Origin of the sequence: Azospirillum sp. 11R-A (assembly GCF_049472615.1) — a bacterium.
GTDB classification, from domain to species: Bacteria; Pseudomonadota; Alphaproteobacteria; order Azospirillales; family Azospirillaceae; genus Azospirillum; species Azospirillum palustre.
In genome coordinates this window covers 1-16,455 of record NZ_JBCEBL010000029.1, presented here as the reverse complement: position 1 = coordinate 16,455, position 16,455 = coordinate 1, and the positions used below count along the sequence as shown (strand labels likewise).

The following is a 16,455-nucleotide window of genomic DNA, read 5'->3' as shown; positions in this document are numbered from 1 at the left end:
TCAGTCGAGCAGCCGCGACCATGTGCCGGTGAGGCGGCCGACGCCTCCCGGCACACGGAGATCGTAGAGCGGCAGCGGCTGTTGCAGACGCTGTCCGGCATCGCGGCCCAGCGTACGCACCGCCGTCTCCACCGTGCCGCCGACCGGCAGCCAGCCCGATGCGGCGATAGGCACCACCAGAGCCAGTCCCCAGTCCATCCTCCCGCCGAACCGGCTTTGCGCCCCGTCCGGCCCTTCGGTCCAGGTGGCATGGGCGGTCAGGCCGATGCCGCCGTCGAAGCGGCGCATCACCTCCACCGTGCCGCCCCAGTCGCCGCCGAGATAACGGCCGAGCCGAAGCGCGGTCGTGGTGTCGGCCCCCAGCGATTCCCAATAGACGCTGGCATGGCCGGTGCCGCGGGCATCGGTGCGGTCGAAGCCGAGGAGGCTGTCCGGCCGCCGCTTCCACACATGGTTGAGGTCGAGGCCCAGCGCCCAGCGGGCGGCGAGCGGCTGCACCAGCGCCTCGGCACCGATGCCGGCATACATCTCCTCCAGATGGCCGGCGGACAGCCGGGTGGTCAGCCCATCCGCCGGACGGGCGAGCCATGCCCCATAGGCATGGTCGAGCGACAGCTGACGGTCGGCGTAGCGCGGCAGATCGCTGCGCACGGGCTGTGCCGCCGGCAGGGCATTGGTGTCCAGCAGTTCCAGATCGCTTGGCGCGTTGATGCGCAGCCCGCCGCCCAGCACCAGCCCGCGCATCGGCTCCGCCCGCAGCATCACGTCCGTGTGGGTGCGTTGGGCCAATGGGGTTCCCAACTCCGCCAGATCGAAGGTGGCGACGAGCCGAGTCGAGAGATCGAGGGAGGGGCGCCAGTCGGGCGGCGGTTCGGCCGCCGGGGCGAGTTGCGTGGTTTGCCAGATCTCCTCGGCGCTGCCGCGATGGTTTGCGGCCCGTTCCAGGTCGCGGCGGAGCAGGGTCACGGCCGCCGCGTCGAGACCTGCGGCGCCGGTGACGATGCGGAGCCGCTCGACCCCGGGGGGAGCGAGGTCGGCGAGCAGGCGGGCGGCATCGCCGACCNCCGCGCCACCGGCATCCGCCCGGTCCCGGCCGGGTCGAGCCACAGGGTCGCCAGTTCCCCCTCGATCCGGGCAGAGCGGACGGGAAGGCCCCGGCTGCGGGCCACCAGGGCGATGGCATCGGCGGACAAGGCCGATCCGGCCGAGGGACGCGGGCCGATGGTCGGGGGAGGGCGGTCGGGCTTGTCGGCATCCACCGCCGGATCGAAGCGGACCGACAGCCGCAGCATCAGCCGGCGTCCCTGCTCGTAGGCTGCGCCCAGATCGGCCCAGGAGGTCGGGCGCCAGGACAGGCCGAGGCTGTAGCGGCTGCCGGGATCGAAGCCCGGCTCATCCTGCCGCTGGGCGCGGAAGCGGTCGCCGGCGGATTCCAGTTTCAGGCTCAGACCGTCGACCGGCAGGTGCCACTCCGCACCGCCGAACAGCGCCACCCGCTCGCCGCTGAACCATGCCTTGGGGCCGCGGGTGGTCGGCCAAGCGGAAGGATCGCGGTCGCGGCGGAACCGACCGCCCAGGAAACGTAGCGGATTGCGCAACTGGCCGGCTTCCCCCAGGGCCCCCCATCCCATGCCCAGCGTCAGGTCGACATCCCACCAGCGGCGTGACAGGGCGATGTACTCGCCGGCGAAGCGGCCCTTGCCCGGCAGGTCCAGCCCCGAGCCGGTGACGTCGCGTCCGCCGACCACGATTGCCGGCCCATGCTCGTCCTCCCGCCGCAGGCGAAGCTTCAGGTCGAGACCGGGTTCGCTGAGCCCGTAATAGCCGGGATAGGCGCTGTTGCGCCCGGTGACCTCCAGCCAGGGCAGCGGCTGGGCCGAGATCGTGTAATGGCGGTGCAGGTCGCCGAGCGCGGTCAGCCCGCCGCTCATCGACCCGTCGGGCGCCATCCGGGCGTTCGGCATCTGCAACAGCCCGATCCCGCCCCAGTCGGACAGGCTGCCCCTTGCCTCCCCGGCGAAAGCGGGGGAGGTGAGCATCGAGAGAAGGGAAGCGATTACGAAGGATCGCACGCGATGATCGCGAAAGTTCGGAGCGGGTGTCCGATCCTTCGCGAGTCATGCGTATGGATGCAACTGAAAAGCTATGGAGCCACCCTGTTACGGCGCCTCGACCACTTCGAAGTCGTGGGTGATTGTCGCGGTCTGGCCCAGCATGATGGAGGCCGAGCAGTATTTTTCCGCCGACAGGGCGATGGCGCGCTCGACCTTCGCCGGGTCCAGCTTGCGGCCGGTCACGGTGAAGTGGACGTGGATCTTGGTGAAGACCTTCGGATCGGTATCCGCCCGCTCCGCCTCGATGGCGGCGACGCAATCGGTGATCTGCTGGCGGCCCTTCTCCAGGATCATCACCACGTCGAAGCAGGTGCAGCCGCCCATGCCGATCAGCAGCATTTCCATCGGCCGGATGCCGGCGTTGCGGCCACCGGCTTCCACGGCGCCATCCATCACCACGGCATGGCCGCTGCCGGATTCGCCGACGAACATCTTGCCGTCCACCCAGGTGACGCGCGCCTTCATGACCATTTCCTTCGTTCACTGTTGATTGTGAGTGACCGCGCGAAGCTAGGCGCCGCGGCGGATCGGTGCAAGAGGCGCGCTGCGCCCTCAATATCACACTTGTCCAACAACACCGGTGCGCCCAGAGTCCGGTGCGCTGCGACGCACAATCCGATGGCGAGACCCACCACCATGCCGCACGGCCATTCCCACGGCGGTTCCACCCACCTCGACCGAGATCATGCCGGGCATGACCATTCCGATCACGGCCATTCCGAACACGGCCATGCCGGCCACCAACACCATCACGGGCCGGTGCGCTACGACCGCTCTTTCGCTCTGGGGGCGCTGCTGAACATCGGCTTCGTGGTGGTGGAAGCGGTCTATGGGCTGATCGCCAACTCCACCGCCCTGATCGCCGACGCCGGGCACAATCTCAGCGACGTGATGGGACTGCTCCTGGCCTGGGGAGCGGTATGGCTCGGGCGGCGAATTCCGCAGGGACGCTATACTTACGGCTTCGGCAACGCCTCGATCCTGGCGTCGCTGCTGAATGCCATGATCCTGCTGATCGCCGTCGGCGCCATCCTGCTGGAGGCGGTCAACCGCCTTGCCGACCCGGAACCGGTCGGGGAAACGACGGTGATGGTGGTTGCGGCGGTCGGCATCGTCATCAATGGCTGGACCGCCTGGCTGTTCATGGGCGGGCAGAAGCACGACATCAACCTGCGCGGCGCCTATCTGCATATGGCGGCCGACGCGGCGGTGTCGCTGGGCGTGGTGGTGGCGGCGCTGGTAATCCGCTTCACCGGCTGGCTGTGGCTGGATCCGGTGACCAGCATCCTCATCGCCCTGGTGATCGTCGCCGGCACCTGGGGATTGCTTCGTGATTCGGTGCGCTTGGCGATGGGCGCGGTGCCGGACGGCGTTGACCGGACGGGGGTGGAGCGCTATCTGGCCGGACTGCCCGGCGTCACCGCCGTGCATGACCTGCACATATGGCCGATCAGCACGACCGAAACCGCCCTGACCGCCCATCTCGTCCGTCCCGGCATGGATCAGGACGACGCGCTGCTGCTGGAAATCTCGACGGTGCTGAAGGAGCGCTTCGGCATCGGTCACGCCACCATCCAGGTGGAGCATGACGGCAGCTGCTGCCGCCTTGCTCCCGCGGACGTGGTTTGATCGGTCAGGCCTGTTCGCGGGCAAGGCGGCGGGCGTTGGCGCGCACCTTGCGGTAGGCGGGGTTCATGCCGGCGGCGGCGAGGGAGGCCGTCGCCTCGATCAGGCGCAGGTTGGCATGGATGCCGGCATCGACGACATCCGCCAGCAGGCGCTGCTGGACATCGATGATCTCGACCGGGTTCTTGCAGCTGGCAAGCCCGCCGATGGTGGTGGCGGCTGCCTGGGTCTGCTTGGCGATCATGCTGATCCAGGCCTGCCCGAACTCGCCGATGCCGGTGGCGACGGCGTGGAAGGCCTCCACCGCCGCTTCCACCTTCTCCGCACCCATACGGATGAATTCCGGATTGGCGAAGTCGATGGGGTTCGACATCGCCGCGGTCATCATCGCGGTGCGATAGCCGATGGTCTGCGCCGCAGCGACGCCCATTTCACCACCGCGAAGGCCGGTCTTGGTGATCTGGCCCGCCACCGCCATCAGCCTGTCGGTGGGGTGGCCGTTGCCGGCATTCTCTCGTGACATGGGCGTCGCCTCTCTCTCAGAAATCGTTGCCGGAACCTGACTGCAGGGTCAACGCTGCACTGCAACATAAGTTCCGGCACGATCTTTACGCCTCGGCGAGCGCGCGGTCGAGATCTTCCATGATGTCCTGGGGATCCTCTAGACCAACGGACAGGCGCAGCAGGCCGGGTTCGATCCGGGCGGCGGCCTTCTCCTCGTCCGTCAGCTTGCAATGGGTGGTGGTGGCGGGGTGGGTGACCAGGCTCTTCGAATCGCCCAGATTGTTGGAGATCATCACCATGCGCAGGCCGTTCAGCGTGTTGAACGCCTCGGTCTTGCCGCCCTTGAGGAAGACCGACAGCATGTTGCCGCCACCGGTCATCTGCTTGCGCACCAGATCGTATTGCGGATGGCTGGGCAGCAGCGGGTACAGCACCTGGGCGACCTTCGGATGGCTTTCCAGGAACTCCGCGACCTGGAGCCCGGCCGCCGACTGGGCCTGTACGCGCAGCTCCAGCGTCTCCATCCCCTTCAGCAGCAGCCAGGAATTGAAGGGGGAGATGGTCGGTCCGGTGTTGCGCAGGAAGGGATGGATGACCTCCGAGGCATATTTCTTGTCCTTGGCCAGGATCACGCCGCCCAGGCAGCGGCCCTGACCGTCGATGTGCTTGGTCGCCGAATAAATGATGACGTCGGCGCCGAAGTCGAACGGACGCTGGAGCACCGGCGTGGCGAAGGCATTGTCGACCACGACAACCGCGCCCGCCTTGTGGGCGAGATCGCAGACGGCCTGGAGATCGACGACCTCGAGCCCGGGGTTGGACGGGGTTTCCAGGAAGACCGCCTTGGCCGGCTTGGACAGAGCCTCTTCCCACTCGGCCAGATTGGTGCCGTCGACGAACACCGTTTCGATGCCGTAGCGGCTACACAGTTCCTTCAGAATCCAATAGCAGGAGATGAAGAGCGCCCGTGGCGCCACCACCCGGTCGCCGGTGCGCAGGCCGCTCATCAGGGCGCCATGCACCGCGGCCATGCCGCTGGCGGTGGCATAGGCCCATTCCGCACCCTCATATTCGGCCAGCCGGTCCTCGAACATCGCCGAGGTCGGGTTGCGGAAGCGGGAATAGACATGGCGCGTGCCGTCGTTGGCGAAGGCGTTCTCCGCCTCTTCCGCCGAGCCGTAGACGAAGCCGGAGGTCTGGTACAGCGCCTCGCAGGTTTCGTCGAACTGCGAGCGGCGGATGCCGCCATGGACCAGCTTGGAGCGGGGGCGCAGCCCCGCGACGTTCGGATTGCGATGATCGGTGCGCGACATTCCGCGACTCTCCCCTGATGATCGCCGGTGGGGCAAGGCCGGCCGCAAACAAAAAACGCCCCGACCGATCGGGTCGAGGCGCGGACGCGGCTCGGACCTTTTTAGCGGGTTGTTTTACGTGGCCCGCAAGCCGGTCGACCAAATCACCACGTGGATCCGCTTGTACGACTGCCTATGACCGCCGTCAAGAGGGGTAGCGCCGCAATCTTTTCTCCGTAATCCACGCGTCCCGCCGATCCGAAACCGCAGCCGATATTCAGCAAGATGTGCCAGGACGGCCGCCGAACCGCCGGCTTATGGTCTCTCCCATCAACCGTGCAGGCCGGACAGACGATGAGCAGGCAGGAGTACGATGAACGGTTTACCAGGCTGTTCGACTATATCGACCAGAATCTGGAAGGAGACCTGTCGCTCGACAGACTGAGCGATGTCGCCTGTCTCTCGAAGTTCCACTTTCACCGTCTCTTCTCGGCTCATTTTGACATCAGCGTCGGGAAATACATCCAGCTTGCGCGGTTGAAGCGGGCGTCGTTCCGGCTGGCCTTCAATCCGGCCGACAAGGTCATCGACATAGCGCTGGATGCCGGCTTCGAGACACCGGAGTCCTTCTCCCGCGCCTTCCGGAAGACGTTCGGCCAGACCCCGTCCACGTTCAGGAAAACTCCGGAATGGCGGCAATGGCACGACCGCTATCGTCACATCAAAAGGAAAAGGATCAGGACCATGGATGTTTCAATCGTCGACTTCGCGCCTGTGCAGGTGGCGGCCTACTGTCATCGGGGACCGATCGAAGACGTGAATGACTCGGTTCGCATCTTCATCGACTGGCGCAAGACCAGCGGTCTGTCGCCACGCGACCGGTGCCGGACCTTCGGCGTCGCGTTCGACAACCCGGAAACCACCGAGCCGGCCGACTTCCGGTTCGACATCTGCGGAGAGATCGATGGCGAGGTGCCGGAAAACCCGCAAGGGGTTGTGAAGAAACTCATCCCCGGTGGACGGTGCGCCGTGGTCAGGCACCGGGGTTCGCATGAGCAGATCGGCGAGGTGGTGAGGTTTCTGTATGGCCGATGGCTGCCGGAAAGCGGCGAGGAGCTTCGCGATTTTCCGGTTTATTTCCATTATCTGAATTTCATCGGGGAAACGGCGGAACATGATCTTCTGACGGATGTCTATCTGCCCCTAAAATAATACGAGAAAATCCAAGCCGATCAGCAGGCCTCGGAGGTGGCGCCGCTTCCGATGGTCGTGATTCAGCCGATCTGCTCTTTGCCGGGTTGCGCCGACTTCGACAGCATTCCTTTGACGTCTCCCAATCTGGCCCCGCCCAGCAGCGTCGCCAGCGCGCCGAAAGCCGCGGCGCCACCGGCGACAAGCAAGGCCAGCGCCACGAACCGCACTGCGGTGGATGGCGCGTCCAGCCAGGGCGTCAGCACATGCCCACCAGCCAGAATTGCGGCTCCCATGCCGGCCGCAGCCGCCGCGATCCGGGGAGCGCGGCGCTTCAGACGCTCATCCAGATCGAAAAGGCCGCGCTTGCGCATCGCCGCGATCAGCAACGCGACATCCAGCCAGGCCGTCAGCCCGGTGGACAGCGCGATGCCGACATGGCCCAGCCAGGGCATCAGCAGCAGCGCCAGCAGGGCGGTCGCCACCGTCACGATGACGGCGACGCGCACCGGGGTCACCGTGTCGTGGCGGGCAAAGAAAGCGGCGTTCAGCGACTTCACGATCACATAGGCCGGGATGCCGATGGCGTAGGCGGCGAGCGCCATCGCGGTGGCGTGCGCTTCCTCCGGACCGAAGGCGCCGCGCTGGAACAGCACGGCGACGATGGGCGACCCCGCCACGCCGAGCGCGACCGCGGCCGGCAGGCCGAGCAGCAGGCTGAACTCCAGCGCGCGGCTCAGGTAATGGCGGACCATCCGCTCGTCCCCGGCGGCGACATGGCGGGCCAGCACCGGCAGAAGGGCGGTGCCGATGGCGATGCCGATCACGCCCAGCGGCATCTGGTTCAGCCGGTCGGCATAATAGAGGAAGGATACCGCGCCCGACGGCAGCAGCGAGGCGAGCACGATGTTCAGGAACAGGTTGATCTGCATGACCCCGGCACCGATGGCGCCCGGTCCGATCAGCCGGAACAGCCGCCGCATCCCCTCCGTCATCCGCGGCGGTCGCAGCGTCAGCACCACCCCCGCCTTGGCACAGGCCCAAGCCATCCAGGCGACCTGCACCACCCCCGACAGGGTCACCGCCGCCGCCATGGCGGTGCCGGGTTCCAGCCCCAGCCGCGGAGCGATCAGCAGGGCGGCGACCAGCGTCAGGTTGAAGGCGATGGGCGCCGCGGCGAACGGCCCGAAACGGTCGAGCGCGTTCAGCACGCCGCCCAGCAGCGCCACCAGCGAGATCAGCGCCAGATAGGGAAAGGTCAGCCGCGCCATATCCACCGCCAGGGCGAACTTGGCCGGTTCGTCGACGAAGCCGGGGGCGAGCCCGTGCATCAGCCAGGGCATGGCGACGATGGCTGCCAGCGTGAAAGGCAGCAGCATCGCCAGCAGCATCGCCAGCGCCTCCTCCGCGAAACGGATGGCGGCGCTGCGTCCGCGGGTCTGAAGCTCGGCGGCGAACAGTGGAACGAAGGCGACGCCGAAGGCGCCCTCCGCGAACAGCCGTCGGAACAGGTTCGGCAGTTTCAGCGCGACGAAGAAGGCGTCGGCCACCGGGCCGGCGCCCAGCACCGCCGCGGTCAAAATGTCGCGTGCGAAGCCGGCCAGCCGGCTCAGCAGGGTCAGTCCGCCGACTGTGGCGATGGCGCGTGCGAAGCTCATCGCGGCGGTATAGCCGGCTGCGGCAGCGCAGCAAAGCCGGCTTTTCGGCGCGGTCGATGCCGCCGCCCTCCCTTCGCTCCTGCGGTCCCGTGCGCCGGAGGGTGTCTTGGAACGCTGTGGACGAAAGGAATGGGCGGGCGGTCTGCATGGGTGGAGCAACTGTCCGCCGGTGCCACCTTGCCGGTTACGGCGTTGCGTCAGCATCTGCGTTGCGGCATGCTTGCGTCCGCCTGCCGCGGGCGTCCGCTTTCCTGGCGATGGACACGGTCGGCGGACGATCCACTGCGTTCGGGGTATACGTGAAGCGGGCGCTCTGGCTTTTTTCCGGTTTCGGCGGGCGTCTGGTCCTGCCCGCCCTGGCGGTCGCGCTGGCCATCGCCGCCCTGTGGTGGATTCTGCTCGACCGCCTCCATCGGGAAGAGCGTCTGCTCGACCTGACCGCCCATGAGAAGACCGCCGTCGTCGCCCGTCTGGTGGAGGAGCATGCGGTTTCCACCTTCCGCCGCGTCGACGATCTGCTGCTGGACCTGATCGCCAACACCGAGCGCAACCGCTCCATGCGCCTGGATTCCCGTCGGGCCTTCGAAGAAGGTCTGGTGGTCGGGGTTCGCGTCTATGATTCCTTGGGCCTGCTGACCATGGGCGGGGGGCGGGCCACCTTCCAGGGTGCCGTCACCGACCGCGACGAGTTCCGCATCGCCCGCGACGCCGCACCGCGCGGGCTGGTGATCGGCATGCCCTATGCGTCGTCCGAAACGCAGGATCTGCTGATCCCGGTGTCGCGCCGGCTGGAGAATGCCGACGGCACCTTCGCGGGGATCGCGGTCGCCGACATTCCGGTCGAATCCTTCGCCCGCTATTACCGCGTGCTCGGTTTGCCGGCCGACGGGGCGGCGACGCTGCTGCGGACAGACGGCGTCATCATCGCCCGCAACGCGGGGACCAGCAGCGTTACGGGGCGTGGAACCACCAACAACGAACTGTGGCAGGCGATCAGGCAGCATCCTGTCGGCCACATCCGCATGATCAGTCCGGTCGACGGGGTGGAGCGGATCACCGCCTTCCGGTCGGCGCCCGACTATCCGGTGGTCGCCATCGTCGGCGAATCGGTGGAGACGGTGTTCGGTCCCTGGCGGGACAACGCCCGCCTCTATATCGGCTGGGCGGTCGCCACCACGGTGGTGATCCTGCTGTTCGTCATCGCCTTCATCGTCGAGCTGCAATGGCGCCGGCACACCGACCGGGCGCTGCGGGTGCGCAACAGGGCGCTGGCCTGGAGCAACGACGGCATCATGATCGCCGACGCTACCCAGCCGGGCATGCCCATCGTCTATGTCAATCCGGCGCTCGAACAGCTGCTGGGTGCGCCGATTTCCGCCCTGATGGGCAGCGGCGCCCTGACCGCGCTGGAGCGGGCGACCAGGGACCGTGCGGCCTTGCAGCCCCTGCGCGACGCCATCGTCGTCGGACGCGATGCGCGCGTGGAGCTGACCCGCTCCGGCCCCGACGAGGAGGGGGCGGACCCGAAAGGGTCGCGCTGCCTGGAACTGAGCGCGTCGCCCGTCCGCGATCACGACAACCGGCTGGTCAGCCTGATCGCCACCGTCCGCGACATCTCCGAACACAAACGTGCCCAGGCGGCGCTGACCGATGCGAGGCGGGAGGCCGACCGGGCGAATGTCGCCAAGTCCAAGTTCCTGGCCGCCGCCAGCCACGATTTGCGCCAGCCGGTGCAGTCACTGATGCTGCTGATGGAGGTGCTGTCGAGCCGCGTCAGCGACCCCATGACCCGCAATGTCCTGGGCACGATGGAGCGGGCGCTTGGCGCCTTGAAGATGCTGCTCGACGGGCTGCTGGATGTCTCCCGGCTGGAAGCGGGTGCGGTGGTGCCAGAGGTCGAGGTCTTTGCGCTGGCGGAGGTGATGGATCGCGTCGCGGCCAACAGCCGACCGGTCGCCGTCCAGAAGGGACTGCTCCTGCACATCGTGCCGAGCGGCGTCCATGTGCGCAGCGACCCGATGCTGCTCGGCCGCATCCTGCAGAATCTGGTGGAAAACGCCCTGCGCTATACCGACAAGGGCCGCATCCTGATCGGCTGCCGCCGCCGCGGCCACATGCTGCGCATCGAGGTGTGGGACACCGGCATCGGCATTCCCGCCGACCAGCAGGAGGACATCTTCCAGGAGTTCGTGCAGATCGGCAACGCCAGCCGCAACCGCGACCAGGGACTTGGCCTCGGGTTGGCGGTGGTGCGGCGGCTGTCGGTCATGCTGGGCCATCAGGTGACGGTGCGGTCGACACCCGGCGAAGGGTCGGTCTTCGCGGTAGAGCTTCCCGTTGCCGATCCCCCGGCGGCGAAACCGGCGCTCGCTCCGTGCTCTCCCCGTCCGGCCTTCGCCACCACGGTGCTGGTGATTGAGGACGACATGATCGTCCGTGAAGGGCTGCGGGCCATGCTGGCCGAGTGGGGCTATGGCGTCATGGCCGCCGAATCTTGCGCCGAGGCCCTGGACCTCGCCAATCGCGGGCCGGCGCCCGACCTGATCGTCGCCGATTACCGCCTGCGCGACGGCCGCACCGGAACGGAGGCCATCCGTGAGGTGCGGCTGGCCTTGGGCCGCATCTTGCCGGGCATCCTCGTCACCGGCGACACCGCCCCCGCCCGTGCGCAGGAGGCGGAGGCCGGCAATTTCCGCGTGATGCACAAGCCGGTGATCGCCGCCGACCTGCGCCGCGCGGTGGCCGACGCGCTGGAACCGCTGCGGCACGAACGCCAGACCGTCGCCTGACCGGCGGCGGGTGGCGGCGGGGATCAACCGAGATCCGGTGCCTGCCGCGGCAGCCGCAGGGTGAAGACGGCGCCGTGGCCGGGGCTGTTGCGGACACTCAACTGGCCGCCGAGCGTCTGTGTCGCCAGATTGTAGGCGATGTGCAGACCCAGCCCGACGCAGCCGGCATGCCGCGCGGTGGTGAAGAAGGGGTCGAAGATCCGGGGCAGATCGGCCTCCAGGATTCCTTGCCCATCGTCGCTGTGTACCACCTCGATCCAGTCGTCGCCGTCGGCATGGATGTCTATGGTAATCCGGCCGCTCTGCTCCGGCCGGAAGGCATGGGTCAGTGAATTGCGCACCAGATGGGTCAGCACGCGGGCGAAGGCGCCGGGGAAGCTTTCCAGTTGCAGTGCCTCCGGACAGGCCAGTTCCACCCGGTGGCCGGAGGAGCCGATCTGGGTGTGCAGGCTCAGCAGCACGTCCTCGGTGTATTCGCGCAGGTAGAAGGTGCGGCGCTCGTCGCCGGTCTGGTCGGCAGCCACCTGCTTGAACATGTGGACCAGCGCGGCGATGCGTTCGGTATTGCCGACCAGCAGTTGCCCGGCCTCCTGCGCCACCTCCAGGAAACCGGCGAGGGCCGAGCGGGTCAGGGCGCTGGCGGCGAACTGGCGCTTCACGTCTTCCGCCCGGCTCAGCAGGTGGGAGGCTGTGGTCAGCGCCACGCCGACCGGCCCGTTCACCTCGTGCGCCACGCCGGCGACGAGCTGGCCGAGGGACGCCATCTTTTCGGTCTGGACCAGACTGTCCTGGGCGGCCTGCAACTCGCGATAGGCCTGTTCCACCCGGTCCTTGGCGGCGCGCAGGGCGTCGGCGGCCCGCGCCCGCTCGGTGGTGTCCAGCATGACGCCGAACAGATGGGTCAGCCGTCCATCGAGATCGAAGCGCGGCGCGCAGGAGGAGGAGACGTAGCGGACCTCCCCCACCGGATCGATCACCCGGTATTCGACATAGACGCGGCGGGAGTTGCCGATCACGCTTTCCAGCATGTTGCCGAAGGACATCCGGTCATCGGGGTGCAGGATGCCCAGCAGATTGTCAAAGGTCGGCTCGAAGCGGTCCGGATCCTGGCCGTAGATGTCGAAGGCCTCGCGGTTCCACACCAGCGTCCCGCTGTGGATGCCGTACTCCCAATAGCCGAGATGGCCGGTGCGGTAGGCCTCCTCCAGCCGTTGCTTGGCGGCCTCGAGCTGGGCCGCGGCCTCCGCCCGCTCGGTGCTGTCCATCAGCACGCCGAAGACGTGGCTCAGCCGCTGCTGCCCGTCCAGCCGCGGCGCGCAGGAGGCGGAGACATAGCGGACCCGGCCCTCGCGGTCGTGGACGCGGTATTCGACATAGACGCGCTGGGGATTGCCGACCACGCTTTCCAGCATGTTGCCGAAGCGCGGCCGATCGTCGGGGTGCAGGATGCCCAGCAGTCCGTCAAACCCCCCGGCGAAGTGGTCTCGCTCATGGCCCAGCACCGCCAGCCCGGCGTCGCTCAGCACCAGTTCGCCGGATTGGATGCCATATTCCCAGTAGCCGAGCTTGGCGGTGTGATAGGCCTCTTCAAGATTCTCGGTCGCCAGTTCCAGCCCGCGGGCGGTGCGGCGCTGCTCGGTGACATCCTCCACCGTCGCGATCCAGGGCGGGCCGCCGACGCGGACCAGCAGGTCGCGGGGCTCGCCGGTGACCGACTGGACGCTGACTTCCCGTTCGTCGCCGGGGACGGTATCGGAAAGGTCGGCGGTGAAGGCGTCGGCGCTGCCGTAGCGGTCGAGGAAGCGGCGATTGCCGCGCAGCCGCCCGTCGGGCTCGCGGAGCAGGGCGGCGACGGGCAGGGCATCGAAAAGCGGGGGCATGGAGGATGATGCGGAGGATGGGGCGGGCGCCGCCGGTACGGAACCGGTCTCCTGTCCCGGAGCCCCCGTCACGTCCATCGCCTGGCCCGCTGTCGTCATGTGCATCTCCACAGTCCGCGCCCGATCCACGGGCGCAACTGTCGGCGGACACTACACAAGCAATTCAGCGGGACCTATGCCCAATTCGGCGCAAATCGTCGCGAATTTCAGGGTATCAGGCTGTCGAGGTCGAAGTCCTGGGCGAAGGCGATCATGGCGCCGCAGGAGCTGCCCGATCCGACCCGCATCACGCCCTCTCCGACCACGGTCGGGAACTTGCTTTTCTGCAACGCCTGCTGGGCCTTTACCGGATCGGCGACGCGCACGACGAAGCCGGCGAAGAAGGGCAGGGTGGCGGTGGCGAAGGCGGGATCGGCGGTCCAGGCCCAATGCAGGCGGTCGGGCGGGGCGACCAGCACGGGCACATGACCGTCACCGGACCCGGCCGGCACAACCACGCGGGCGGAGCCGCGGTCGGTGACGGTGCCGCCCAGCAGCGCGGCATAGGTCGCGGCGACCGCATCGGGATCGGCGGCGGCGATCACCAGTGCTTCCAGCCCGGTGGCGCTGTTCGCGTGCTCCAACTGGTCGGGACGCCAGACCAGATCGGGCGTGTGATGCTGGCACAGGAAGACGCGGCCGGCCGGGGTGGATGCCGGGTCGATCTGGGTGATGGTGAAAGTCGCGTCGCGGCTGCCGCCCGGCAACTCCACCGGCCGGCCGAAATCGACGGGCTCCGAAACCGGGAAGCCGGCGGCGGTCAGCGGCCCGACGGCGGCGCGGGCGTCCGGCGTCTTCAGCGCGATGGCGGCGATGCCCTCGCGCTGACGCAGGAAGGCGGAGTAATGGGCGTTGACTGGCCGCTGCTCCTCGATGCCCAGCAGCTCCAGATAGGTGCCGGTCGGGAACAGGATGGTGTGGTTGGCGGACTTCAGCTGGGTGTGGTGGCCGCGCGGCGTCACGGTGAAGCCAAGCCGGGCGTAGGCGTCGCGCGCCGCGTCCAGGTCGCGGGTTGCGATGACCAGATGGTCCAGTCCGGTGATGCCGTCGATGCTCATGGCGTCCTGCCGCTGTCGGGTTTCTTTGCCGCCAGCGATAGAACAGCCGGCCCGCCGCGGCAAGCGTGAAGCGGCCGGGCCTCCCGAGCGGAAGGCCCGGTCCTTCGGTCACAGCGCCTGCTGCAGCTCCGGCACGGCCTTGAACAGGTCCGCGACGAGGCCGTAATCGGCGACCTGGAAGATGGGCGCTTCCTCATCCTTGTTGATCGCGACGATGACCTTGCTGTCCTTCATGCCGGCSAGRTGCTGGATCGCACCCGAGATGCCGACGGCGATGTACAGCTCCGGCGCCACGATCTTGCCGGTTTGCCCGACCTGRTARTCGTTCGGCACGAAMCCCGCGTCCACGGCGGCGCGCGASGCACCGACCGCGGCRCCCAGCTTGTCGGCCAGGGCCTCCAGCAGCGGGAAGTTCTCGCCCGACTGCATGCCGCGCCCGCCCGACACCACCACGCGGGCGGCGGTCAGYTCCGGACGCTCCGACTTGGTCAGCTCGGCCGAGACGAAGCTCGACAGCCCGGCGGCACCGGCGCCCGMCACSSCCTCGACGGCGGCCGAACCRCCKTCKGMKGCKGCSGTCTCGAAGGCGGTGGTGCGGACGGTGATCACCTTSACCGCRTCGGMCGACTGCACGGTGGCAATCGCGTTGCCGGCGTAGATCGGCCGCTCGAACGTGTCGGCGGAGACCACGGCGGTGATGTCGGAGATGGCKGCGACGTCCAGCAGCGCKGCGACGCGCGGCAGSAGGTTCTTGCCGRCCGAGGTGGCGCCGGCCAGCACATGGCCGTAGCCRSYCTTGGYRAYSGACACCACCAGCGGGGCGACGTCTTCCGGCAGCTGATGCTCGTAAGCCGAATCGTCGGCCAGCAGCACCTTGGCKACGCCGGCCACCTTCGAKGCKGCMTCGGCAGCGGCCTGCGCGCCCTTGCCGGCKACCAGGATATGGACATCGCCGCCRATTTTGCCGGCGGCGGTGACGGCGTTCAGCGTGGCGGGCTTCAGCGAGGCGCCGTCRTGGTCGGCGATGACGAGAATGTTGGCCATGGTCAGTTCATTCCCCTCAGATCACGCGGGCTTCGGTCTTGAGCTTGTCCACCAGCGTGGCGACGTCCGGCACCTTGATGCCGGCCTGACGCTTCGGCGGCTCGGCGACCTTCACCGTCTTCAGGCGCGGCGTGACGTCGAYGCCCAGGCTGTCCGGCGTGAYGGTCTCCAGCGGCTTCTTCTTCGCCTTCATGATGTTGGGCAGCGAGGCRTAGCGCGGCTCGTTCAGGCGCAGGTCGGCGGTGACCACCGCCGGCAGCTTCAGCTCCACCGTCTCCAGCCCGCCGTCGATCTCGCGGGTGACCGCGACGGCAYCGYCMSYSGSGGCGAYCTTSGAGGCGAAGGTGCCCTGGCCCCAGCCGAGCAGCGCCGCCAGCATCTGGCCGGTCTGGTTGCAGTCGTCGTCGATGGCCTGCTTGCCGAGGATCACCATCCCCGGCGCTTCCTTCTCGACCAGCGCCTTSAGGACCTTGGCGACGGCCAGCGGTTCGGTCGTCACGTCGGTCTGCACCAGGATGGCGCGGTCGGCGCCCATGGCCAGCGCCGTGCGCAGCGTCTCCTGSGCCTGGGTCGGGCCGACGGACACCACCACGATCTCGGTCGCCTTGCCGGCTTCCTTCAGGCGCACGGCTTCTTCGACGGCGATCTCGTCGAAGGGGTTCATGCTCATCTTCACGTTGGCGGTCTCGACGCCGCTGCCATCCGCCTTGACGCGGATCTTCACGTTGTAGTCGACCACTCGCTTAACGGGGACGAGGACTTTCATGGATCTTATCCTTTATGCGGCTCGGATGTCGGCGAGGAAGCGGTCGATCTCCCGATGGAGGGACATCAGCGCTTCCCCTTTCCGGGCAGACGGTGCAGCAGCTCGCCGACGATGCCGCGGCGGAAGACCAGCACGCAGACGACGAAGATGCAGCCGATCACCACCGGCACCGGCAGGCTGGTCGCGGCGAGGTAGCTTTCCAGCGTCACCACCAGCCCAGCACCGACCACCGGCCCGAACAGCGTTCCCATGCCGCCCAAGAGCGTCATCAGCACCACCTCGCCCGACATCTGCCACGTCACGTCGGTCAGGCTGGCGAGTTGGAACACCAGCGCCTTGGTGCCGCCGGCAAGCCCGGCAAGCGAGGCCGACAGCACGAAGGCCACCAGCTTGTAGCGGTCGGTGCGGTAGCCGAGCGACACCGCGCGCGGCTCGTTCTCGCGGATCGCCTTCAGCACCTGCCCGAAGGGCGAATGCACCGTGCGCCAGATCAG

The 16,455-nt window shown here is 68.0% G+C and carries 13 protein-coding genes, 1 pseudogene and 1 riboswitch; of the genes and pseudogenes, 3 read left to right on the top strand and 11 right to left on the bottom strand.

Annotated elements, in window-relative coordinates; genetic code table 11:
* The 3 genes from VH569_RS28490 to VH569_RS28480 form a co-directional block, all read right to left on the bottom strand.
* Positions 1-1,044 carry a YjbH domain-containing protein gene (locus VH569_RS28490; protein ID WP_423319949.1) on the bottom strand — a complete coding sequence of 348 codons (1,044 nt, stop codon included), beginning with the start codon at positions 1,042-1,044 and terminating at the stop codon, positions 1-3.
* Entirely contained in the window at positions 963-1,949 is a 987-nt protein-coding gene (locus tag VH569_RS28485; RefSeq protein ID WP_423319947.1) for a YjbH domain-containing protein, read from the bottom strand. The genes VH569_RS28490 and VH569_RS28485 overlap by 82 nt, the downstream gene beginning before the upstream one ends.
* A 210-nt stretch (positions 1,950-2,159) precedes the next feature.
* Entirely contained in the window at positions 2,160-2,579 is a 420-nt protein-coding gene (locus tag VH569_RS28480) for an OsmC family protein (protein WP_098741061.1), read from the bottom strand.
* Positions 2,580-2,732: 153 nt separating this feature from the next.
* On the opposite strand from VH569_RS28480, the gene VH569_RS28475 reads away from it, so the two are divergent.
* A complete protein-coding gene (locus tag VH569_RS28475) occupies positions 2,733-3,743 on the top strand; it encodes a cation diffusion facilitator family transporter (protein ID WP_423319866.1) in 1,011 nt (336 codons plus the stop codon).
* A gap of 4 nt (positions 3,744-3,747) precedes the next feature.
* Here VH569_RS28475 and VH569_RS28470 read toward each other — a convergent pair whose 3' ends face one another.
* Together VH569_RS28470 and metZ are read right to left on the bottom strand one after the other, a co-directional pair.
* Positions 3,748-4,263, bottom strand: coding sequence for a phasin family protein (locus VH569_RS28470; RefSeq protein ID WP_423319864.1), 516 nt, complete (start codon positions 4,261-4,263; stop codon positions 3,748-3,750).
* Between the two features lie 85 nt (positions 4,264-4,348).
* Positions 4,349-5,557, bottom strand: coding sequence for an O-succinylhomoserine sulfhydrylase (gene metZ / locus VH569_RS28465; RefSeq protein WP_423319862.1), 1,209 nt, complete (start codon positions 5,555-5,557; stop codon positions 4,349-4,351).
* Between the two features lie 80 nt (positions 5,558-5,637).
* Positions 5,638-5,717: riboswitch (SAM riboswitch) on the bottom strand.
* Positions 5,718-5,890: 173 nt separating this feature from the next.
* On the opposite strand from metZ, the gene VH569_RS28460 reads away from it, so the two are divergent.
* The gene (locus VH569_RS28460) at positions 5,891-6,748 is read left to right on the top strand and encodes an AraC family transcriptional regulator (protein ID WP_423319860.1); all 858 of its coding nucleotides are present in this window, start codon (positions 5,891-5,893) and stop codon (positions 6,746-6,748) included.
* A 62-nt stretch (positions 6,749-6,810) separates the two neighbouring features.
* Here the strand turns inward: VH569_RS28460 and murJ are convergent, their stop codons facing one another.
* Entirely contained in the window at positions 6,811-8,385 is a 1,575-nt protein-coding gene (murJ, locus tag VH569_RS28455) for a murein biosynthesis integral membrane protein MurJ (RefSeq protein ID WP_423319858.1), read from the bottom strand.
* Between the two features lie 299 nt (positions 8,386-8,684).
* Between murJ and VH569_RS28450 the strand changes: the two genes are divergently transcribed.
* Positions 8,685-11,174, top strand: coding sequence for an ATP-binding protein (locus tag VH569_RS28450; protein ID WP_423319856.1), 2,490 nt, complete (start codon positions 8,685-8,687; stop codon positions 11,172-11,174).
* Positions 11,175-11,197: 23 nt separating this feature from the next.
* Here VH569_RS28450 and VH569_RS28445 read toward each other — a convergent pair whose 3' ends face one another.
* The 5 genes and pseudogenes from VH569_RS28445 to VH569_RS28425 form a co-directional block, all read right to left on the bottom strand.
* Positions 11,198-13,153 carry a PAS domain-containing sensor histidine kinase gene (locus VH569_RS28445; RefSeq protein ID WP_423319854.1) on the bottom strand — a complete coding sequence of 652 codons (1,956 nt, stop codon included), beginning with the start codon at positions 13,151-13,153 and terminating at the stop codon, positions 11,198-11,200.
* 107 nt (positions 13,154-13,260) lie between these two features.
* A complete protein-coding gene (locus VH569_RS28440; protein ID WP_423319852.1) occupies positions 13,261-14,151 on the bottom strand; it encodes a VOC family protein in 891 nt (296 codons plus the stop codon).
* Positions 14,152-14,259: 108 nt separating this feature from the next.
* Positions 14,260-15,195, bottom strand: a complete 936-nt coding sequence (locus VH569_RS28435) for an electron transfer flavoprotein subunit alpha/FixB family protein (RefSeq protein WP_423319850.1) — start codon at positions 15,193-15,195, stop codon at positions 14,260-14,262.
* Positions 15,196-15,211: 16 nt separating this feature from the next.
* A pseudogene (locus VH569_RS28430) lies at positions 15,212-15,961 on the bottom strand (electron transfer flavoprotein subunit beta/FixA family protein).
* A gap of 65 nt (positions 15,962-16,026) precedes the next feature.
* On the bottom strand, positions 16,027-16,455 hold a 429-nt coding region (locus VH569_RS28425), incomplete at its 5' end, for a branched-chain amino acid ABC transporter permease (protein ID WP_423319849.1).

Excerpts from the sequence above, each read along its gene's own strand:
- VH569_RS28480 (WP_098741061.1), bottom strand. The coding sequence starts at position 2,579 with ATGAAGGCGCGCGTCACCTGGGTGGACGGCAAGATGTTCGTCGGCGAA.
- VH569_RS28475 (WP_423319866.1), top strand. The coding sequence starts at position 2,733 with ATGGCGAGACCCACCACCATGCCGCACGGCCATTCCCACGGCGGTTCC.
- VH569_RS28470 (WP_423319864.1), bottom strand. The coding sequence starts at position 4,263 with ATGTCACGAGAGAATGCCGGCAACGGCCACCCCACCGACAGGCTGATG.
- metZ (WP_423319862.1), bottom strand. The coding sequence starts at position 5,557 with ATGTCGCGCACCGATCATCGCAATCCGAACGTCGCGGGGCTGCGCCCC.
- VH569_RS28460 (WP_423319860.1), top strand. The coding sequence starts at position 5,891 with ATGAGCAGGCAGGAGTACGATGAACGGTTTACCAGGCTGTTCGACTAT.
- murJ (WP_423319858.1), bottom strand. The coding sequence starts at position 8,385 with ATGAGCTTCGCACGCGCCATCGCCACAGTCGGCGGACTGACCCTGCTG.
- VH569_RS28445 (WP_423319854.1), bottom strand. The coding sequence starts at position 13,153 with ATGACGACAGCGGGCCAGGCGATGGACGTGACGGGGGCTCCGGGACAG.
- VH569_RS28440 (WP_423319852.1), bottom strand. The coding sequence starts at position 14,151 with ATGAGCATCGACGGCATCACCGGACTGGACCATCTGGTCATCGCAACC.